Annotated in this window: 16 protein-coding genes; 5 read left to right on the top strand and 11 right to left on the bottom strand. The window is 47.4% G+C overall.

The window, feature by feature from the left end:
• Window positions 1-9: 9 nt before the first annotated feature.
• From HP552_RS33145 to HP552_RS33135, 3 genes are all read right to left on the bottom strand, one after another.
• Window positions 10-1,947 (bottom strand): asparagine synthase-related protein, encoded by a 1,938-nt coding sequence (locus HP552_RS33145; RefSeq protein WP_175399574.1) that lies wholly within the window; start codon window positions 1,945-1,947, stop codon window positions 10-12.
• Window positions 1,944-3,215, bottom strand: a complete 1,272-nt coding sequence (locus HP552_RS33140; protein WP_217506639.1) for a sulfotransferase family protein — start codon at window positions 3,213-3,215, stop codon at window positions 1,944-1,946. The genes HP552_RS33145 and HP552_RS33140 overlap by 4 nt, the downstream gene beginning before the upstream one ends.
• A 364-nt stretch (window positions 3,216-3,579) precedes the next feature.
• Window positions 3,580-4,917 carry an MFS transporter gene (locus HP552_RS33135; RefSeq protein WP_175399572.1) on the bottom strand — a complete coding sequence of 446 codons (1,338 nt, stop codon included), beginning with the start codon at window positions 4,915-4,917 and terminating at the stop codon, window positions 3,580-3,582.
• A gap of 259 nt (window positions 4,918-5,176) precedes the next feature.
• On the opposite strand from HP552_RS33135, the gene yhbH reads away from it, so the two are divergent.
• Window positions 5,177-6,343: a sporulation protein YhbH gene (yhbH, locus tag HP552_RS33130; protein WP_095288248.1), complete on the top strand. Its 1,167-nt coding sequence runs from the start codon at window positions 5,177-5,179 to the stop codon at window positions 6,341-6,343.
• A complete protein-coding gene (locus HP552_RS33125; RefSeq protein ID WP_175399571.1) occupies window positions 6,340-7,776 on the top strand; it encodes a SpoVR family protein in 1,437 nt (478 codons plus the stop codon). The genes yhbH and HP552_RS33125 overlap by 4 nt, the downstream gene beginning before the upstream one ends.
• An 80-nt stretch (window positions 7,777-7,856) precedes the next feature.
• Here the strand turns inward: HP552_RS33125 and HP552_RS33120 are convergent, their stop codons facing one another.
• From HP552_RS33120 to HP552_RS33105, 4 genes are all read right to left on the bottom strand, one after another.
• Window positions 7,857-10,340, bottom strand: a complete 2,484-nt coding sequence (locus tag HP552_RS33120; RefSeq protein WP_175399570.1) for a bifunctional diguanylate cyclase/phosphodiesterase — start codon at window positions 10,338-10,340, stop codon at window positions 7,857-7,859.
• A 373-nt stretch (window positions 10,341-10,713) separates the two neighbouring features.
• On the bottom strand, window positions 10,714-11,718 hold the full coding sequence (locus HP552_RS33115) for a LacI family DNA-binding transcriptional regulator (protein ID WP_175399569.1): 1,005 nt from the start codon (window positions 11,716-11,718) through the stop codon (window positions 10,714-10,716).
• Window positions 11,719-11,846: 128 nt separating this feature from the next.
• Window positions 11,847-12,851, bottom strand: a complete 1,005-nt coding sequence (locus HP552_RS33110; protein ID WP_175399568.1) for a globin-coupled sensor protein — start codon at window positions 12,849-12,851, stop codon at window positions 11,847-11,849.
• A 244-nt stretch (window positions 12,852-13,095) separates the two neighbouring features.
• Window positions 13,096-14,991 (bottom strand): ATP-dependent protease PrkA, encoded by a 1,896-nt coding sequence (locus HP552_RS33105; RefSeq protein WP_175399567.1) that lies wholly within the window; start codon window positions 14,989-14,991, stop codon window positions 13,096-13,098.
• A 358-nt stretch (window positions 14,992-15,349) separates the two neighbouring features.
• Here HP552_RS33105 and HP552_RS33100 point away from each other — a divergent pair, with 358 nt between their 5' ends.
• Complete coding sequence (locus HP552_RS33100) at window positions 15,350-16,210, top strand: DUF2161 domain-containing phosphodiesterase (protein WP_175399566.1); 861 nt, start codon at window positions 15,350-15,352, stop codon at window positions 16,208-16,210.
• Between the two features lie 89 nt (window positions 16,211-16,299).
• Here the strand turns inward: HP552_RS33100 and HP552_RS33095 are convergent, their stop codons facing one another.
• The 3 genes from HP552_RS33095 to HP552_RS33085 all read right to left on the bottom strand — a co-directional run bounded on the left by HP552_RS33095 (window position 16,300) and on the right by HP552_RS33085 (window position 19,194).
• Window positions 16,300-16,926, bottom strand: coding sequence for an FMN-dependent NADH-azoreductase (locus HP552_RS33095; RefSeq protein WP_175399565.1), 627 nt, complete (start codon window positions 16,924-16,926; stop codon window positions 16,300-16,302).
• Between the two features lie 245 nt (window positions 16,927-17,171).
• Complete coding sequence (locus tag HP552_RS33090; protein WP_175399564.1) at window positions 17,172-18,395, bottom strand: aminotransferase-like domain-containing protein; 1,224 nt, start codon at window positions 18,393-18,395, stop codon at window positions 17,172-17,174.
• A gap of 142 nt (window positions 18,396-18,537) precedes the next feature.
• Complete coding sequence (locus tag HP552_RS33085; protein ID WP_175399563.1) at window positions 18,538-19,194, bottom strand: response regulator transcription factor; 657 nt, start codon at window positions 19,192-19,194, stop codon at window positions 18,538-18,540.
• Window positions 19,195-19,635: 441 nt separating this feature from the next.
• On the opposite strand from HP552_RS33085, the gene HP552_RS33080 reads away from it, so the two are divergent.
• Both HP552_RS33080 and HP552_RS33075 read left to right on the top strand, forming a co-directional pair.
• Window positions 19,636-20,046: a uroporphyrinogen-III C-methyltransferase gene (locus HP552_RS33080; RefSeq protein WP_175399562.1), complete on the top strand. Its 411-nt coding sequence runs from the start codon at window positions 19,636-19,638 to the stop codon at window positions 20,044-20,046.
• A complete protein-coding gene (locus HP552_RS33075; protein ID WP_175399561.1) occupies window positions 20,043-21,107 on the top strand; it encodes a phosphodiester glycosidase family protein in 1,065 nt (354 codons plus the stop codon). The genes HP552_RS33080 and HP552_RS33075 overlap by 4 nt, the downstream gene beginning before the upstream one ends.
• A gap of 354 nt (window positions 21,108-21,461) precedes the next feature.
• Here the strand turns inward: HP552_RS33075 and HP552_RS33070 are convergent, their stop codons facing one another.
• On the bottom strand, window positions 21,462-22,478 hold the full coding sequence (locus HP552_RS33070; RefSeq protein WP_175399560.1) for a LacI family DNA-binding transcriptional regulator: 1,017 nt from the start codon (window positions 22,476-22,478) through the stop codon (window positions 21,462-21,464).

Genomic DNA, 22,478 nt, shown 5'->3' with positions numbered 1-22,478 from the left:
TTCTCATGGTCAGAACTTGCGGATAAAGCGATATACGATCAAGCTGTGCATCATCAAACGCATATCAGGGTGAGATGCCAGCTCGGGTCGTGGTTCGGGAATGTTCTTAAGCGCCGACTGTATTCGTTCGGTGTTTAATATGCCGGCAACACGGCTATCAGAACAAAGAGATTGTACTTCTGCTGTAAAGGCACCCCAATCGGGGATCATCCGGTGCAGCCAATCCGCGGGCTGAATGCCACGAACACGTTGATTGAGTCTAACCTTGTCAGGCAGTTCTGGCGATGTCGCACGCCTGATTAAGGAGCGATCTGTCCCCTTACTGACATACTGTTCAATCGGAACGGAGAGGCAAAATTGAATGACACGGGCGTCACTGGTCGGATCACGCTCCCATGCACGATAACGCAAGGAACATTTGGTTGCCACTGCTCCATTTTTGTTGGCAATAGCCAGATTATTGAACTTCTCAGCTCGGACTTTCAGTGCATCTGCTCTGGCGCCTCCCTGAAGCTGAACCAGTGATCCGAGCCGTTCCAGCACGCCCGTTCTACTGGCGAATTCCGGATGAATGAGTTGGTTGGCAGAGGCACTCGCTGCCCCTTTTGAAGCGTTATGGAAACGTTCCGGGTATGCCTTTTGCGCTGTTATGCGAGCAATCCTCGAAAATTTCATTCCGGTCCGCTGAGAATATTGTCTCATCTCCTGCAGCATGCGGAGCCAGCGTCCACTTTTCATCAGGCTGGCGTAATAGTCCAGTGCGGGCCCCCAGGAGATGGTGAAGTTCCCCCTGGCTCCAGTAAGTAGAACTCCTGCATCCTGCTGACTTGCCTTTTCGTAAAATCCCCGGATCCAGAATGAATTCTCGAAATACTTATACGGCATCTCCATCATGTCCAGCCAGGTATCTATTTCACTGAAAGGACTTCTGCCCTCGAAGTCCAGGTAGTTCTCCGAAATGTTTCCGATATGATCGACCGTGGAGCGAATGAAAGGCCGTTCATCAGCGAGCAGCGTTTTCGAAGTATAGTCCGTGAAATCAGACACAGGTACATAACTGTATGCATTTAGCCTTTTCCCCTGGCTGCGCAGTGATCCCGAAGCAAAACCGGCAACAGCCCCGGAGTCCAGCCCTCCACTTAATGCAGCTGCCACCTGCCGATGTGTTCGCAAGCGGGCACTGACTGCCTGAGCGAATACTTCACGAAACGCTTCGACGTATTCCCCGTCCGATTTGAGAAGCAGCGGCTCAATTTCGTTCCAGCGGTGATACTGCTTCAGTTCCACTTTTCCCACTCCAGCCCGGAAGACAAGGGTGTGTGCAGGTGGAAGCTGGTTGACTCCACGATAAGCCGTCATATGGATATCTGCCGATCCATGCATCTCTGGAATGGCCAGAAATTCGGACAACCATGTCTCATTCAAATCCTTGGTTACCCCTTCCAAGTCAAGCAAGGGAGCAATAAGTGTGCAGAATGAAAAACGTTTACCGTCATGACGGTAATACAACGTCCTCATGCCGGTAATATCTCTCGCTGCAAACAATGTCCGCTTGCGCTCATCCCAGATTGCAAAAGCGAAATCTCCCAGAAGCTTGCTCGCAGCTTCTTCACCCCATCGCTGATAAGCTCTCATAATGAGTTCACTGTCTGAGAGTACAGACAACTGACTTCTGGAGATGAACAATTGATCAGCAAGCTGTTCCCGATTATCCAAAATAGCGTCTGCGGTAATCGTGAGACCGCTGGCCTCATCAGCCAGAGGCAGTTTTTCGTTGACCGATTCTGGTGTAATCCACTGAGCATGACAGCTGAGGAATGCTTCATTCCCCTTCCATACCCCGGTTGTATCCGCCGGAATATGTCCCAGGCTTGCATACAAGTGCCAGCTATCTTCCCATAGCGCTTGCTGACCATCGGTATGAACAATTCCCGCTATCGCGCTCATGACTTTCCTCCCCGAAGTATCTTGCGCTGGGATGCCCAGGCACTGATTTGCTGTCCAAAGGGTATCCAGGATTTAATTCGCTGAAGCTTGCTGTGAGCAGAAGCCAGCTGCTGCTTCAATCGTTCCCGTTCACTGTAGCCTCGCTCCAATCGGTTATCTGCTGCACGGAGTGCAGCTTCCAGTTGTCTGATCGTTGCGAGTGCAGCCAGTGTCGGATCTGTATTCGGCTCGGACTGATTGGTAATTCCATGGACCTCATTTATCGGTGTACCTGCAGAAGAAGCTCCCTGTATGTGATAATGCGGCTGCCATATGCAGCCTGTTGCTTCCGTAAACTGACGGCTTAGTCGTTCAATGACTTCCTGATCCGGGTCAGCTTCGTAACGGACCCCTGTCCATTGTTCTGCCTCATGCAGCTGTTCAGAGTAACCCATGCGGTGAAATACGTCTGCGCCCAGTACGCGGCAGTATGTTTCTACTTCAGAAGCATCCAGTATACTTTTCCAGTTGTTAACAGAATTTTTGTGTGCTTCTTGATGTGTGGACAAAAATGGGTCGCCGACCCCCATGCTGTAGAACATATTGGATTTCGTACTTTCCACATGACGACCATATTGCTCCATGCCCTGTTCATATCCAACACCGAGAAATTCGCATAACTTCTCCAGTTCCTCTCTCGGTTGGGAGACCAGCTGTTCATATCGGAGCTCATACGCGTTCGCATGTTGTACTGCGAAATAATCATTTAACCGAAGTAATCCGAGTGTTAGATCGACGGCCTTCATATTCATGTTTGGACTTTGCAGACTGCTAATTAGATTAAACCCTTCTCCATTGTTACGGTTTACTTTCTTGTAGGAAGCAGCGATGGAAAGTGGATTACGCTGAAGATGGATGCGCTTGGACTCTGGAAAAAGTCGATCCAGCCATTCAAGCATGTAATAATAACGCGGAGATTTATCGACAACGAAATCTGCTCCGTTTCCCTGCAGAAATCCGTTATATATTTCAAGAGCAAAGCTCCTGCATGCCTTCTCAAATACGTCATCCGAGACCATGGCACTATAAAATTGACGAATAATGGGGCTTCCTCCGTAAGGACGAGCATCCGCTTTTGACAGATCCACCAGGCTCATCAGAAACCACATTTCCTGTGTTGCAAATATGCGGCTGTGGTTTTGCAGCATAACGGTGGAGAGTGAGCTTCCACTACGAGGGACACAGAGTAAAAAGACAAGTCCGTTACCTTGAACATCTACCACTGGCATCTCCTCCTCTGTCCAAATATAATGAGCATGCAGTTGGTATCATCGAATTCTCATCCTTTTTTTGTTGAAACAGAAGATGTACAATCGCAATTCTATGAAGTTTCGACACCTTTTAGATACGTTGTGTATTCATAGTTTTACTCTATGATACAAAATGTATCATGTCAATCTTTTATTTTCACTTTTTCATAATTTCCTTTTCGTTTCACTCTATTCTCATCCGGATCAGTTCAGCACTTCATACTTATTCCACTGCCCCTCTCCAATATGACTGTGCACAAACATGAAAAACTCCGAATCTGTCTCTTGCGAACAGACCCGGAGTTGCTATTTCTTTATTATGTTTTCTTGAAATAAAGGAATATTACCCGCTATGTCCAGCATTCGCTCCATGGAAATGCACGGTTCCCTCCAAAATGCGGTTATCCTCCCGATCTGCTTCAAGTGCGTCGTTCATGCCCTGCTTGACTTTTACTGTCATCAAAACAGCCATACCCGCAATGAAGAAAAAGAGCAGGGAAAGAATACCCCAACGGCTTGAACCCGTAATCTGACCTACCCAGCCAAAGACAAATGGGCCAAAAATGGATGAGAATTTGCCAGTAATATTTACGAAGCCAAAATACTCTCCTGTTCTGCCAGAAGGCATCAGGTTGCTGAACAGTGAGCGGGCAGTCGATTGACTGACTCCTTGTACGACGCCAACCAGACCCGCAAGCAAGTAGAAATGGATCGCTTCCGTCATAAAATATCCGAGTATGACAATACATATGTAGATAGACAAACTTAACATCAGTACCTGCTTCGCTCCCCAGCGTTGTGCCCACGCACCCAGCAGCAATGTGCAAGGGAAACCGATGAATTGGGTGAGCAGCAGCGCAAGCATCAGATCAGCTGTCCCGATTCCGATACTTGTCCCATAGATGGTCGCCATCAATATGATCGTATTAATCCCATCATTGAAAAACCAAAAAGCCACCAGCATCCGAATCAGCTGGGGAAAACGCAGCATCTGGCGAAAGGTTTGACGCAACCTTCGCATCCCTACCTCTGCATAACCTTTCCAGGATCCAGGCATGTTCGGTGCAGCAGGACGACGGGGAGCATGACGGAACAGTGGGATTGAGAATAACAGCCACCAGAGCGCTACAGAAATAAAGGCGAGTCTGGTACCTGCCAGGGTGCTCCCCATGCCAAACCAGCCAGGCTGCTGAATCATGAGCATGTTGATGGCCAGAAGCAATCCACCACCAATGTAACCATACGCATACCCTTTGGACGAGATCATATCCCTGCGGTCTGCAGCCACCAGATCAGGCAGCATGGCATCGTAGAAGGTATTACCACCCGCAAATCCTATGGTCGAGATGACAAGCAAGGCAGAAGCAAGCAGCCAGTCCCCTTCTCCAACCGCGCTGAAACCAAGGGTTGCAATCATTCCAGTTATAGCAAATACCCGTAGAAAATCCCCTTTGCGGCCGGATAAATCAGATAGTGCTCCCAGCAGCGGGGTTAACAAGGCTACACATAACATTCCGACCGAATGCGTGTAGGCCAGATAAGATGCGGCTGTGTCTGCATCCAGAGTTGCTGCCGCTACCGATGCATAGAAGACAGGGAGTACCGCGGCCAGCACCGTCGTTGCGTATGCGGAATTGGCCCAGTCATACATAATCCAAGCTTTAACTGCCCGTTTATCCAAGTCAGATCCTTCCTTTGCATGCATCCGTGACAGAATGCCAATTCAATGCCTGTTTTTATTGTAAAGGAAGTTTGTCACGCTTGTTCATCGTTTCTGTAAAAAGTTCGGCATACGGCAGGCATTTGGAGCTGCATCCAAAAACGCAGTCGCATAATTGTATCATTTTATCTCCTCTCGCATCACATATCGTCACCGCCCGTGAATATACTTAATTACCGACAGGCCAAACTGTGCCGCGTAATCAATGGGGGGTGCCTACATGTCAAATTCACACCAGCCTTACTCGTTCGTCGTATCCCGGGAAGATTGGTCGCTTCACCGCAAAGGGTACCAGGACCAGCAGCGCCATCAGCAAAAGGTTAAAGATGTCATTAAGCAAAATCTGCCTGATCTGATTACAGAAGAAAACATTATCATGTCCGATGGACAACAAATCATTAAGGTACCAATCCGCAGTCTGGATGAGTACCGTTTTGTGTATAACTACCAAAAGCAAAAACATGTCGGTCAAGGCGACGGTGACAGTCAGGTCGGAGATGTCATCGGTCGTGATCCTGCCTCGCAAAAGCCGGGTAAAGGCGAAAAAGCCGGCGATCAGCCTGGTCATGATATTGTAGAAGCCGAAGTGAGCATTGAAGAACTGGAAGATATGCTGTTCTCCGAACTGGAGCTTCCGGATCTGAAGCAGAAAGATAAGGATCAAATCGAAACCCACACGGTTGTTTTCAACGATATCCGCAAAAAAGGCATGCAGTCCAACATTGACAAGAAACGCACCATTCTGGAGAATCTGCGTCGCAATGCCACAACGGGCAATCCGGGCATTCACCATATCAGTCCGGATGATCTGCGTTACAAGACGTGGGAAGACAAAATTATTCCGCAGTCCAATGCCGTTATTATCGCCATGATGGATACATCCGGATCGATGGGTTCCTTTGAAAAATACTGCGCTCGCAGCTTCTTCTTCTGGATGACCCGGTTTCTGCGTCGTCAGTACGAAAAGGTTGAGATTGTATTTCTTGCCCATCACACAGAAGCCAAAGAAGTGACGGAGGAAGAATTTTTCACCCGTGGCGAGAGCGGAGGCACCATCTGCTCCTCTGTATATATGAAGGCCCTTGATATCATCGACCGGCGTTACCCGCCTTCAAGCTACAACATCTACCCTTTTCATTTCTCGGATGGCGATAACCTCACCTCGGATAACGAGCGCTGCGTAAAACTGATCGGTGAGTTGATGAAACGCAGCAACATGTTTGGATATGGCGAGGTCAATCAATATAATCGCAGCAGCACATTAATGTCGGCGTATCGTCATATTAAGATGGATCAGTTTATGTACTATGTAATCAAAGAAAAAGGCGAAGTGTACAAAGCTTTGCGCAGCTTTTTCCAGAAACGGGAAGGAGGCAGCGTAAGATGACAGATGAAATCCGCGACCTTGAATACGCCATTGCCGAGATTATGGAGATTGCCGATGGATTCGGTCTCGATTATTATCCAATGCGTTATGAAATATGCCCCGCAGACATTATTTACACTTTTGGGGCTTACGGGATGCCAACCCGGTTCAGTCACTGGAGCTTCGGAAAAACTTTTCATAAAATGAAGATGCAGTATGATTTTGGTCTCAGTAAAATCTATGAGCTTGTTATCAATTCGAATCCTTGTTACGCCTTCCTGCTGGATGGAAACTCGCTTATTCAGAACAAGCTGATTGTCGCACACGTGCTGGCGCACTGTGACTTTTTCAAAAATAATGCCCGTTTCTCCAAATCGAACCGCAATATGGTCGAAAGCATGGCCGCCACGGCGGACCGGATCAGCAACTACGAAATGGAGTATGGGACTGAAGCAGTTGAGGCGTTCATTGATGCCGTTATTGCCATTCAGGAACATGTGGACCCCCAACTCATCAAACCCCGTCATTTGGACAAACAACGCTATATGGAGATGAAAATGCGGGAGCAGCGTGGTGAAAAACCACCACGTCCGGAAGGACGTTATGACGACTTATGGTCGCTTGATGATGTGCAGAACGAGGAGTCCCCTGCTGAAGGAATACAGGTTCATCACTTCCCACCAGAACCGGAAAAAGACATCATGTGGTTTATTCAGGAGTTCTCGGAAGTGTTGACGGATTGGCAGCGGGATATCATGAGTATGATGCGTGAAGAAATGCTGTATTTCTGGCCACAAATGGAAACCAAAATCATGAACGAAGGCTGGGCTTCGTACTGGCATCAACGCATTATACGCGAGCTGGACCTGAGTAGTGAAGACACGATCGAATTTGCCAAATTGAACTCTTCTGTCGTGCAGCCTTCCAAACAAAGTTTGAATCCCTACTATTTGGGGCTTAAAATTTTTGAGGATATTGAACGCCGCTGGGATCACCCGTCCAGGGAAGAGCAGGAGCGTTGGGGCCGTAAACCCGGCCAAGGCCGAGCCAAAATGTTCGAGGTTCGTGAATTTGATTCCGATACCTCTTTCATCCGAAATTACATGACCAAGCAGCTAACCGAAGACCTCGACCTCTACGTATTCGAGAAAAAAGGCCCGGACTGGAAAATTACCGACAAGTCTTGGGAAAACATACGCGATCAGCTCGTCTTTTCACGCATTAACGGAGGATCTCCGTATCTGGTCGTTCAGGATGCAGACTACCTGCGCACCGGTGAGCTTGTGCTCAAACACCAGTATGAAGGCATTGAGCTCGATCTGAAATATATGGAACGCACCCTTCCTTATCTGTACCGGCTCTGGGGGCGAACCGTGCATGTCGAGACACGCGTCGAGGATAAACCGATCTGGTTTACGTATGACGGCAAGAAGCACCATCGCAAATTCATGTAAACTTCCTTCTATATAATGGAAGACAAAAAAAGCGGTAAGTCCCTGGCAGATGGCGGGGACTTGCCGCTTGGCATTTAAACTCACCCAAGATTGATGGGGTCTCCTTGCAGGCGCAGCGGCACAAAGAAATCATGTTCCACTTCATTTGCCGGCAGCGGACGGCTGAAATAGTATCCCTGGATTTCCCGGCAATCGTTCTGCATCAGGATATCCAGCTGACCTTTCGTTTCAATCCCTTCGGCAATAACATCCATTTTCAGATTCTGCGCCATGGTTATGATGGTTGCCACAATAGCCTGGTCACTTTGGCTCTCCGTAATGTCCGTAACAAACGAACGATCAATCTTCAGCTTATGAATCGGAAAATGCTTCAAGTAACTCAGCGAGCTATATCCTGTGCCAAAATCATCAAGACTAATCTTGACCCCAAGCGAAGTAAGCTCATTTAGTATGCCTGTTGATACTGAGGCATCCATCATCATGCTTTCCGTTATTTCAAGTTCCAGATAGCGGGCTTCCAACCCCGTTTCCGCAAGGGCACTCTGAACCTGCTCCACCAGATTGGACTGATGAAATTGCTGGCTGGACAGGTTAACCGATACCGGGATCAGTGGACCACCGCTGGCATGCCATCGTTTCATCTGCCTGCAGGCTTCACGCAGAGTCCAGTTTCCTATGTCATAAATAATGCCTGTTTCCTCGGCAAGAGGAATGAACACATTGGGTGCCAAAATCCCCTTGAGCGGATGCTTCCAGCGAATCAGAGCCTCCACACCGATCATCCGGCTATCCTCCGTGCGAATCTGGGGCTGGTAATACAGCACCATCTCATTACGTTCCAGCGCTTTGCGAAGATATCCCTCCAGTTCAATGCGCTCATACAATTCCGAATCCAGCTCGGTTGTATAGAACTGAAATCCGTTTTTGCCATTCTTCTTCACTTCATACATGGCAGTATCCGCATGTTTCAACAGGGCATCCGCTTCTGTTCCATGTTCCGGATACATGGCAATACCGATACTCGCTGTAACGTAGAAGTCATTCTCTTTTAACCGATATGGCAGCTGGATGGCTCCAACAATCTGTTCCGCAAGGCTGGTGACACGTTCCACATTCCCCTGCTCGTTTGTAACCACCAGCGTAAATTCGTCCCCACCCATACGGGCCAGCATAACATTATCCATGCCTTTTGAATCGGATATACGGATCGCCTTAAGGATTCTGTCGCTAACTTCCCTTAGAAATACGTCCCCGATGGAATGTCCCAGTGAATCATTAATCATTTTGAAACGGTCGATATCCATCACCATTACGGCAAACGAACTTTGAGATATTGCTGAAGATGCAATCGTTTCGGCAAGTACCTCATCCAGTTTACGTCTGTTCGGCAGTCCAGTAAGCGGATCATGCAGAGCCTGATGACGGATCGTTTCCTGCGCCCTCTTCTCCTCAGTGATATCCTTGATCAAAATATGACTGCCGACATCATTGCCTTCAATTAATACAGGCACTACACTTATGCTCAAATCCAGATGCTGCCCATGAAACCCTCTCATGCTTGCCGTATAATAACGACGTTCAAGACTGCTATTTGTCCAGCCCGAGCTCTGGAGCCCTTCGGAACTCCATTGAATATTGACGTGCTTCACAATTTCATCCAGTGAGCGATGGATAACCGCCCTCTCCGGATATCCTGTAATACGCGTAACCGCAGCATTTATGCCTTTGACAATCCCCACATTATCCACCGAAATAATGGCAGCCGAATGGTTTTCATACAAAGCCTGATACCACTGTTCATTTTCACGAATTCGCTGATCCTTTATGGACATTCGTTGATTAATATAAATCCCAAAAAGTGTAAACCCAAGCGTAATGAACGTACCTGCTGCGATCAGATATGCCAATAATCCCGGTTCAATCTGCATGACGGAATTTGCCGTCGGAACATGCGTATGGTGATAAAATTGTGCCGCTGACATTCCTGTATAATGCATGCCTGTGATACCGATCCCCATAATGAGCCCACTACCCATTTTGTACATCCAAGTGAACCGCGTTTGATGCCGGCTCAAAGAAAACATCAGCCATAATGCTGCAAAGGAAGCACCTGCTGCAATCAGTACAGATACAAATACTCTATCTGCCTCATAACTAATCGGAACCGACATGGCAGCCATTCCCACATAATGCATGCTGGTGATCCCCGCTGTCATAAGCAGACCAGCAACAATAATTTGTCGTAAATTGCCAGACTTACGCCCCGCAATGTGTAGCGCAATACCCGATGCAGCCACTACGAGCAGGACGGACAGAACGACTTTGTCCATCGAATAGGACACATTCATGGGAAGGACAAACGCAAGCATGCCCACAAAATGCATCGACCAGATACCAAGTCCCATGGACATAGCACCGCTGGTAAGCCATACGATTCTGGACATTCCCTTGGCCAAACTTACGCGGCCGGCAAGGTCAAGCGCAGCATAAGAAGCAAGGGCAGCGATAATGTATGATAAAATAACCAGTTCCAAATTATACGTTCCATGTATGTGTTGTTCCACTCCGTCTTTCCTTTCAACCGGGAAGATCTTGTTGTATGTAGGCATAATGTAAAAAAGAAGGGGCGCACTGTCCGGGTGACAGGCGCTCCCTTCGCATCATTTTGACTAATGACCACTAACTTTCAAAACATCGCAGCCATACATCAGAAACCCGTTTATTTGTGATGTGTATAGTCTAAACGTCCTAGAGTCGGAAATCAACACTTTTTTCCAGTAAACGAAGGATTATTAAGGTTAATAATCTTAAAATTTACAGTGATATATCCTATAACCGTTTCTTCCTAGCCCTTCCGTATATTTTTACGTTACAGGACCAATAAATGATCACACCAAAAAAGCACAGCCCAACCGGCTGTGCTTGGTTCGTAAATCCTCACGCTTTGACAGGCGCAGTGGTTTGACGAATAACCAGATTGGATGGCTCTGTAACTACCGGAGGAGAATAATCCGGATTCTCAATCATCGCAATCAGATACTCAATCGACTTGATGCCGATGGAATAAATATTTTGGTTAATCGTTGTAAGCCCTGGCTTGAATACTTGAGCATAATACGTATTATCGAAGCCAACAACGGAAATATCTTCAGGCACACTCAGGCCGTGCTTCTCGATTTCATGGATCGCACCAAATGCGGCCATGTCCGAGGCACAAACGATTCCTGTCGGTTGATCTTTCAATGCAAGCAATCGTCTCGCTGCCTTACTTCCCTCTTCAAAGGAATAGTCACATACCTCCAGATATACGGTCGAGTACGGAATGCCGCACTCACGCAATCCTTCCCGGTACCCTTCCAGCCGAAGATTGGCTACAGCCGGTCCAAGTGTACCCGAGATATAGGCGATTTTGTGATGCCCCAGCTCATGCAGGTGTCTGACGCTCATCGCAATCGCATTGGAGTTGTCCGTAGTAATATACCCTGCCCGTTTGCCAAACAAGTCCGTGTCAATAAACATGGTTGGAATCTCTGCTTGGACCAATTCCTCGATACTTTTGTTGTCTCTGCCTTCCCCGAACACAACAACGCCATCCACATTCCGGCTGCGGCAGTGTTTGATAAACGAGTACCCCGGATCATCGAAACGTGTGGACAATCGGACAAGATCATAACCGCTATTCTCAAGTGCTGTCTTGATGCCTTCAAGCAATTCCGAAACAAATGGATTGGTAAAAGGAACCGTCAACAGTACTCCCACCGTCCAAGAACGGCGTTTTACAAGTCCCCGTGCCACCACATTTGGTTGATATTTCAATAGTTCGATGGCTATATTGACTTTTTTGCGAGTTTTGTCACTTACATCGGGATAATCGTTCAGCACTTTGGAAACGGTTGCAACAGATACGCCCGCTTCTTTGGCCACATCATGGATAGAAGCCACCTGATCACCTCAACCTCTTTCAAATCCCCTGTCTCCGGCTGCATCACTATAACATTCGGCAGGTTTGTCTCCCCATTATAGCTCAAAACAGCCAGAAACGGTATCGCAGGATCAGGAGGTGCTTATGTCTATAGCGGGCGGTCCAGTTTCTTCAGATCGAGCGCAAGTTTCTCCATCGTTGTTGCGAATACGGCAAGTTCCTCCGAGCGTGAAGCCTGGCGTCTTGCTCCTTGGGATGTGTGCTCCGATTCATGTTGTACACTTCCAAGCTTTTTCATAATCTGTTCAAGGTTCGCCTGAATTTTCCCTTGTGCCTCCCGGGAGCTCGCAGCTAGCTTGCGGACTTCGCTTGCAACAACCTCAAATCCCCGGCCGAATTCACCTGCATGTGCAGCTTCGATGGCTGCATTCAGACCGACGAGATGGCTTTGCTCCGAGATTTCACGAATGAGTTCTCCCATCTTGCCAATCTGATGGATTTCCCCTGTCAATGCCTCCAGCAATTCATGGGCCTGGTCTTGTGAAGCTGCCGTTTCTCTGGCAACGTCCGAGATGGCTTGAGCATTCTCGTTCAGTTCGCTAATCATGCCCGTCAATTGCTGGGTAATCTGCGTAACGGACTGCAATGTATGCTGCTGATCCGCGGCGAGCTGATGCAATTTTTCTTTTTCCTTCTTCTCGTAAGCCTCAAGAACAAGCTGGGAATCGAGATTAAACATTTTGCTTAGTGCCTGAATGACACGATGCCAGGAATCAGGAATGACCTGCTGAAATATGCTTGTGGCAATATCGAGATAAACCATGTATGTCCCCAAATAATAATCTTCAGATAAACCAATGCGGGAATGCACCAGTCCAATCGCAATACGCTGTTCAATATAAGCCTCATCCACGATGCCGTCAGTCATGGACAACCAGTACATTTGCTGTGTTTCTTTTAAACGGTCAATGGATGAAAATCGGGTAATCATCTCTGCGAGTTCAGGATAATTCCCAACATGATTGTAGAAGTGATCCACCACATCATGCACAACCTTTTTAAATACCGGCCTGTGGTCTGCAAGCAATTGAAGATCTGCCCTGGTAAGTCCAATATAATCGAGTTGCTTTTGTCTTGCTGCAGTAATACTCATATCTAGTTCCGTCAACTCCTTAATAACTACTAAAATACTCCAGTTTATAAAATTACTGTTCCGATTATAGACTAAACTACCTAAACTTACATATATCTTTAGAACTAATTTGTCATGAATTTAACCTTTTGTGTCAGTTTTTCGGGTGTTTAAATGAATATTCACGCAAAAAGACTCCTTAGTCTGCCGTGAAGGAGCCTCACAGCAGACATCAGGAGCCTGATCCGGAATGGTTTGTTTCAGATTAGCGATTGAGCAGACTGCCCACGTAACGCAGCAGTTCATTCGCACTGGCTGCAGTATATCCATGTTCCTCAATTAACCGTTTGATCACTTCATTCATACGTTTCAATTGTGTCGCATCCGGTGTTTTGGTTGAGGTCGTAATCTTAACAATGTCTTTCAAATCAGCAAACAGCTTCTTCTCAATGGCTTCACGCAGACGATCATGGCTGCTGTATTCGAATTTGCGCTCCTTCCGTGAGTAAGCCGAGATTCGAATGAGAATCTCTTCCCGGAATGCTTTTTTTGCATTTTCGGAAATGCCGATCTGCTCCTCAATCGAACGCATCAAGCGCTCATCCGGGTCCATCTCCTCATCGGTTAACGGATCACGAATTTTCGACCAGTTGCAGAAGGCCTCGATGTTATCGAGGTAATTTTCGAACAGCGTTCGGGCAGACTCCTCAAACGAGTACACAAACGCTTTTTGGACTTCCTTTTTAGCCAGTTCGTCGTATTCTTTTCGTGCCAAGGCAATAAAGTTCAGGTAACGCTCACGCTCTTCTTTGGTAATGGAAGCATGCTGGTCCAGACCGTCCTTGATTGCCCGCAGAATATCCAATGCGTTAATGCATTGAAGGTTTTGCTTAATCAAAGCACTGGATATCCGGTTGATGACATAACGTGGATCAATGCCGGACATCCCTTCATCCAAATACTCATTTTGCATTTCACGCAGATCGGCTTCCTTGTAACCCTCGACTTCCTCACCATCATACATCCGCATTTTTTTGACGAGATCCATGCCTTGTTTTTTCGTTTCCTTCAAGCGGGTAAGTATGGAGAAAATGGCTGCGGTCCGCAGGGCATGCGGTGCAATATGAACATGTTTCATGTCACTTTGCTGAATGAGCTTTCCATAAATCTTCTCTTCTTCGGAAACCTTCAGATTGTAGGGAATGGGCATAACGATCATCCGGGATTGCAGGGCTTCATTCTTTTTATTAGAAATAAACGACTTGTACTCGGATTCATTCGTATGAGCAACAATCATTTCATCGGCACTAATTAAAGCGAATCGACCCGCTTTGAAATTGCCTTCCTGTGTGAGCGATAAGAGATTCCACAGAAACTTCTCATCACATTTCAACATCTCCTGAAATTCCATCAATCCACGGTTTGCCTTGTTTAATTCGCCATCAAAACGATACGCACGCGGATCGGATTCGGAACCAAACTCGGTAATGGTCGAGAAGTCGATACTGCCGGTCAGGTCGGCAATATCCTGCGATTTCGGATCGGATGGACTGAATGTACCAATTCCCACCCGGTTATCTTCGGAAACAATGACCCGCTCCACCCGCACCTTGCTGATATCACCATCATATTCAGTCCGAAGTCTCATCTGGCAGGATGGGCAAAGGTTACCCTCAATGCGGACACCAATTTCCTTCTCCACTTCTGGACGAAGCTCAAGCGGAATCAGATGCAGCGGCTCCTCATGCATTGGGCATCCCTCAATGGCGTATATGGCGCCTTTCTCTGTACGTGAGAACTGCTCAAGACCACGCTTTAGCAGTGTCACGAGCGTCGACTTCCCTCCACTTACGGGACCCATCAGGAGCAGAATCCGTTTCCGTACATCCAAACGGCGTGCTGCTGAATGAAAGTATTCCTCGACCAGCTTCTCAATGGAGCGATCCAGCCCAAATATCTCCTGTTCAAAAAACTTGTACCGTTTGTGCCCCCCGACTTCTTCCACGCCAAACGATTCAATCATCTGGTACACTCGTGCGTGAGCCGTCATTGCCGGAGTCGGGTCCTCTCTCAACAATGCAATATAATCTTCAAATGTTCCATTCCATGACAAACGGTCACTCTCTGCCCGATATTCCGCAACGCGTTCAAAAATATTCATGCTTGGTACCTCCCATGGCTCCTTTAGTGTGATTGTCAACCATTCCGAATGGTATGAAGAAATCAATAGAATTGCAGCTCCTGCTTGAATACCAATCTGCGGTCCGGATTAGTCCCGCCACCCTCTGTCCAAACGTGTTGTATTGTTGTGAAAAGTGTATTACATACCTATGCGGCAAATCGGATAAGTTGACCTCTTTTTTTCAATTCAAGGGTCTTAATTTCGGCTATTCCCTGTTCTATCAGACATCTTGTGCCCTCAGAAAAAAAAGCACAGTTATGATATAATAAAGGTTCTAAATTCAGGAAACCGGACAACGTCCCGCCACGGACAACTTCTTGGGAAAGGGGCAGAAACGATGGCAGTAAAATACGAGACCGAGTTATATTCGCCGCTAAAAACCTTCTTCGAGCAGCGCGGCTTCATCATCAAGGCTGAGGTCAGACATTGCGATCTGGTTGGGGTTAAACCCGGTCAGGATGAACCACTTATTGTGGAGATGAAAAAAACGTTCAATCTCTCCCTGCTGCTGCAGGGGATGCAGCGATTGAAGCTCAGCCCATTCGTTTATCTCGCGGTAGAACGGAACCGGAGCAAACGGGGTGCTGTCAATCAGCGCTGGAGTGAACTTGCAGCACTGTGCCAACAGCTTGGGCTGGGCCTGATTACCGTGACGTTCTATAAAACAAAGTCACCACTCATTGATGTGCTGTGCGAACCTGCGGCACAGAACATTCCAAGCCGTGCCCCTTCCCGCAAAGGTGGAGTTAGGCGTCAACGGCTGCTGCGAGAGTTTGAAGAGCGCAGCGGAGACTATAATACGGGTGGCAGTACCCGCAGACAGTTGGTAACTGCATACCGGGAAAAGGCATTGCGCGTCGCTTCTGCCCTTCGAAGCCATGGAGAGGCCTCCCCTGCCGTATTGGCGAGACAAACGGGTGTCGGCTCAGCTGCGGCCATTTTGCAGAAGAATTATTATGGCTGGTTCGAACGATTGTCACGTGGGAAATACGTGCTCACGATTATGGGGGTTCAAGCCCTGACCGAACATGCGCACATGCTGGAAGACCACGAGGTTTTGGAACAAAATATGCATGTGTCAGGCAGCCGGAATTCTATAGATGACTTCAACGTTGAAGGACTAGAGGAAATTGCAGAGGTAATTGAACCGTACCTGGTGCATCAAGGGGGGACTTCCGCCCCGGCGTCCAAAGATTGAATAGCATGCAGCACTCATGATGCACAAAGAAGCCTATTATCTCCTCAGAGATAACAGGCTCTTTTTGAAATGATTCTATATAATAGCGATTAGAAGCTTGCTGCTACTTCAGCAGCCAATTTCAGGCCAGCGTCCACGATCTCTTGGGAACGATCAGGAGAAGCATTGTGACCTTCAACGATAACGAGCTCAGGGTTTTGGATACCCCAGAAGTTAAGTACGTTTGTTACATATTTTACGGACATTTCAGCAGATGCCATTGGCTCTACGGAGTAAACGCCGCCACGTGCATTCAGCAATGCCACTTTTTTGTCGCCAACCAGACCTACAGGGCCTTCAGCTGTGTATTTAAACATTTTGCCAGCTTGGCTCAGATAGGAAATGTAGTTTACCAGTGGTGCAGGAACAGTGAAGTTCCACAGTGGGAATGCAAATACCACTTTGTCAGCTGCCAGGAATTGATCTTGCAATTGAGCTGCCAGTGCAGCAGCTTGTTGCTCTTCAGCAGTTGCTTCGATTCCGTTAGCTGCTTTGAATCCACCAGTAATTACAGTGTTGCCGTAGTAAGGAATATCTGTATTGTAGAGATCCAGCTCAGTGATCGTATCACCTGGGTGGGATTCTTTGTATGCGCTCAAAAATGCATCGTACAATTTGACACTGACTGCTTGATCCGCAGGACGGTCGTTTGCTTTTACAAATAAAATGTTGGACATGTTCGTTCCCCCGTTAATTAAAATATATGAGTGCTTCTCCTGAAATGCATTGAATTCAGCTTATATAAAGAAAATAACAACTCATTAATACATATTATATATAAAAATGTTAGTGGATGCAATAACGTAATTACTTTGGGATATGACACCCTTTATAAACGATTCAATATCTCAAACTTCCTAAACCCCATAGCTGCAGCTGCAATCTGAAGGAGCCCTCTCTCGATCTCTCCCATCTGACCTGGTTAATTTCGCGCCGTAAATTCCGAGATGGCCTCACTGATCAGGTTCATTCCAAGCAGCAGCTCATCGCGGCCGGGATGACTGAAATTCAATCGAATGTGACGCTGATCGGGAACACCTGTGGAACAGAGGGAGCCAGGCAGAAAGGATACCCCTTTGGACAGTGCGACTTTGAGCAATGCTCCGCTATCCAGACCCTCAGGCAGCTGCACCCACAGGTACATGCCCCCTTTGGGGATCGTATACTGCACACCTTTCCAGCCAGGCCTTTTGAGCAATTCAAGCATCAGCTTAAGTCTGATCTTGTATTCCCGGTTCAGCATGGAGAGATGGTCACTCCATTTAAATGGAGACTGAGCGAGAAGCTGGTACAACAACCGTTGATTCATTGGACTGGATTGCCCGTCCGCAATCCGTTTGACCGAAGCCATGGCTTGTATCAGGGCAGGATGGCCTGCCGCCCAGCCCGTACGAAGTGCAGGTGCAACCGTTTTGCTGAACGAGCCGATATACAGAACATGCCCGCCCTGATCAGCCGTATCCAGCGCAAATAATGAGGGAAACTTGCGATAAAAGTCTGCCGTCTCCAGACCGTCGAAGTGAAGCTCGCCATACGAGTCATCCTCTACCAGCAATACTCCATAACGGGAGCACAGATCAAGCACCGCCTCTCTCCGTTCCATGGACCATAATATGCCTGTAGGGTTCGAAAAACTGGGTGCAGCAAAAAGCAGCTTGGGTCTCAGCTGCTGCATGTGGTGCTCCAACAGATCGGGTAAAATGCCGTCAGAATCGCCAAGGACAGGTACAATTTTGGCTCCTTGCATTTCCAAAACTTCGAGACAGCCTGGAGAGGTGGGATGCTCCACCAAAACGGAATCCCCCGGCTCCAGCAGCAGACGCATGACCAAATCAATCGCCTGCTGGGTTCCTGTGGTTAATAAAATCTGTTCAGGTACTGTACGTATGTCTTTTCGGATATTCCAGTCCTTGCCCAGCCACTCTCTTAAAGGCCTGTAGCCGGCCGGCTCACCATACTGAAGAGCAGATGGTCCAGAACTGAATACAGATACTGCCGCTTCTTCCAGCAGCTTGAACGGAAATAATTCCTCTGCAGGTAACTCTTCGGCCAGAGAAATGAAATAATCACGGCCAGACATCTCACGAATATCCCGGAGTGGTGAAGACAACAGCCTGTTTGTACGGGAGGCGAAGAAATATTTCATCGGTCCGTTCCCCTTTCATCAATTCCGAACTGTGCTCGCAGTCCGCAGCCACTACAACCTATTCCTGCTGAACGCCGAATATGACGATTGACCTTCCCTACTGTTCCAAACCTTTACGCTCATTAAAAATGAAGCACGGTGATCAGGAGAGTGTCTTGGCCTGTCTCGCATATAAGGCGTAACGTTCAATCGCTTGCGCGCGGCTGCTTACATCCAGCTTTACATAGATTTTGCGCAGGTAGTTATCAATGGAACGTCGGCTGACGTTAATCTCACTGGCTATTTTATCATAGGTTACGCCCTGAACAATTCTTTCCATAATAAAAGTTTCAGTTTCTGTCAGTTCAACAAGAAACTCTTCTACCGGAGAGTCAGCCGGCTGAGCCCAGTCCGTGCTTGTGAGCCAGGACAACGGAATGGACACACATCCCTCCCGCAACCCCGAAATAAGGTGAATCAGCTGGCTAGGGGAAGCCTGTTTCGACAACATTCCGCTTGCACCGAGACCCATCAGATGACGAAACAGCTTCACATTGTCTTCATCTGTCAAAATAATGACATGACTGTGTGCGGACAGATTTTTCATCTGGGTTATATATGGATCGGCCTGTCCTTCGGGAAGCCGATAATCCATCAAGATCAGGTCGGGTTGATGGATTTTAACCAACTCTAGTCCTTCTGTACCTGTTGATGTCATGCCCCGTACAAGCAAATCCTGCTGCTCTTCCAATATCAATTTGGTACCCAGCATGCTGGTCGGGTGGATATCTACGATGACCACCTGCCATACTTTTTTCATGGTTGTTCCCCCTGGTTATGTATTGGACAAATACTTTTCTGCTTTTTTGCCTTGATTCGCCACCATACCTGCGACAGTCCGCTTATAGAGGAAGCAAAGTCGAAAAATGTCGAAATATGACGGAAAACAATTGATACAGCTGCATAGCTTCTATTTTTCTTCTTTATTTCACCACAACAGCGTCATGACACTGGATTTCATATACCTCATCCATGCAAAATATAGTATAATTTTCCTGCATCACTAGCTAAAAAAGTCGAAAATCCTGCCCAAAGTTCCTACTTATTGCATCTATAAGAAATTGTATCCTAGGACTTCCTTCCGATGCAATCTCTTTTTATCCTATTACTTAAAGAATTTCATTTTTGCGTAATCAATAGTGGCATGATAGAATGAGGACTGGAATTTTTTTAGTATCTATTAATAACCAGGAGTGATGATATGAAACCTTCTGCTCAACCTTCTGACATCCATCACACCCGGAGCGCCAAAGGCAAGGCCGGATCTTCAGTCAAGCTATTTCTGGTCATGTGGATTGTTCTCATTGCACTGGGAGTTATGGGAACCTACTATTATAGCAACCACCTTCAGAAACAGATGATTAGTCAGATTCAGGCCCATAATCAGCAGCAGATTGCCGCGCTAAAGGCGGACTATGAAAAGCAGCTAACAACGATATCTAAGGAAGTAGCGGACTTGCAGGGACAAGTACAATCCTTCAATGAGCTGCTGACGTTTACCAAGGATAATGCAAGCGACAAAACGGATAACAGCAACAAGTTGTACACCCAACTGAGCGAAGTCAAAAAGCAACTGGAAACTCTCCAGAAAAAGATGGACCTGCTCAAATGATTACACCCGTCAAACAGGTTAATCGTTTTTTTATGCTTGCACTTGCTCCCTTTATTGGACTGATCTTCTGTTTGCTGCTGCTTCGTCCCCCGCTCGAAACCGGGGATTTCATTTATTCTGAACTGTCGGAGGAGACCATTACTCCCCAGACCCAGGCCATTCGTCAGGAGCTAGCTGGGGCTAAGGAAGCTGCCGTTCAAACTTCTTCTTCTATTAAAAGAACGACAGAGCTGTATAATCGAACGACCAGTACGATGTCTACCATTGTACAATCGGCATCCGTTCAGGCAGCACGTCCGGAAACAATTTACAATCAGCGTATTTCAGCCAAGCTGGGCGTTCCGCTCGAACGGGTTAACAGTGATCGGCTTACGATCGAACTCTACAGAGTGAACCCAGGCTCGTATAAGGGCTATGCCATGAAAATAAAACTCAAAGACCCTACGGCCATGAAAATGGCTCTGAGCAGCGAACCAGGAAAAGCCGAAACGACCATGCAGGCTGTCAAGCGAAATGGTGCAATCGCCGGAATCAATGCCGGCGGATTCGCAGATAGTGGCGGCAAACGTTACCCGCTCAGTACCACGGTCATGGACGGTAAGTATGTGAACGGCTTCCAGGCCAGCTTCAAGGACCTGTTTTTTGTAGGACTCAACGATACCGGCAAACTGGTCGGCGGTAAATTTTTCGATAAAAGTTCGCTGGATCGCCTAAAACCACAATTCGGAGCAACCTTTGTGCCTGTCCTGCTCCAGAACGGGAAGAAAACAGTTATTCCAGCCAAATGGAAAGTATCACCCAAGAGAGCCCCTCGTACCGTGATCGGTAATTATAAGGACGATCAGCTGCTTATTATTGTTGTGGATGGATATAACGAAAACGGCAGCTCGGGAGCCACCCTTGAAGAGCTTCAAGGCCGGTTGTACAAGCTGGGCGTGGTTGATGCCTATAATCTGGATGGCGGCGGTTCCTCCTCGTTGATCCTGAACAACCGGGTTGTGAACAATCCATCGGATGGCAATCTCAGACCCGTGCCTACTCACTTTTTATTTTACAAATGATCCTCAATAGGCATTCCTTTTCTTCCTTTATTGGTTATAATAGAAGAAAGTGCTAATTGTGCAGGAGGTGGCAAGTGTATGTCGTTCTCATTGACATTCTGGATTATTGCAATTGTACTCGCATTGTATATGACAGGCATTTTCACTGCATCCTACAACAACGACAAAACCAAGGGCCTCTAAAGGCCGAGCCTCTCTTAGGAGAGGTTTTTTTATGCCTAGATACGTGTATATACCAAGAGACAAGGCTTAAAAGAATGCTGTAATTCTTCTAAGCCTTGTCTCTTGAGGTGCAGCAACAGCACGGTTTATAGCTGGTCTTGATTAACCCTTTTGAATAAACAATCCCTGCCATTAATAGCTGACCGCCCGTTCATGGCGATTCGGCAAACGAGTCTCTTGTTGAACCTGGCTGCGAACGGAGCCGCCTTCCACCAGAGTGACGTAGATCCGTTCATGATCCACGGGTTCTCCCGCGATAATTTTGATTAACTGCTCGGCTGCGAGGGAGCCCCATTTCCGTTTGGAATAATCGATAGTAACCAATCTCGGCTGAACATATTTGCTCAGTTCAATATTGTCAAAACCGATAACGTCAACATCCCGGCCGATCTGCAGATCGGTTTCCGCAAGACGGTTACATAGCCCAATCGCCATCTCGTCATTAAGACAAAATACTGCAACGGGTTCCGTATAGTCCCGAATAATCAACTCAGCTGCCTGTTCTCCGCCACTTTTCTCGAAATCCCCCTCAATCTCTATCCATTCCACATTCGCTTCACGCTCGGTGACCTGCCTCACCGCTTTCATCCGCTGGGCAGAGTCAAATGAACCTTCTGGCCCTGTAACAACATATATCTTCGTATGTCCCTGTTCAATAAGATGCTCCATTGCCAGTGTAGCTCCTGCCTTGTTATCCAGCAGTACCTGATTAATGTTGGGATGATCCAATTCCCGGTCAAGAACGACAATTTTATGACCCCGATCGGCATACTGCAGCAGTTCCTTGCTGGCAAATGTGTGGTCGAGTATAACCGCTCCATCAATCATTCGCTCCGGAAGCATCCGATGTGATTGCTCACCACTGCAGACAATCAGGTCATAACCTTGCGCATTGCAAACGGTCTTCATACCACTAAGCAAATCCCCGTATACATCTCCGCTAAAGTCTGTCAGAAATACACCGAGAATTTTGGACTCGCGTTTCTTCAACGTTCTCGCGGCAGCGTTTGGAACATAGTTCAGCTCTTTGGCAATGGCCAAAATTTTGGAGCTGGTCTCGTCAGTCACTTTATTGCTGCCATTCAGCGCATACGACACGGTAGAGATCGAAACTCCCGCCTTTTTGGCGATATCCTTGATACTGACCAC

The sequence above is a fragment of the Paenibacillus xylanilyticus genome, assembly GCF_013359935.1.
Classification (GTDB): domain Bacteria; phylum Bacillota; class Bacilli; order Paenibacillales; family Paenibacillaceae; genus Paenibacillus; species Paenibacillus xylanilyticus.
The sequence above is the reverse complement of the archived record's forward strand: the minus strand, read 5'-3'. Positions and strand labels throughout refer to the sequence as shown.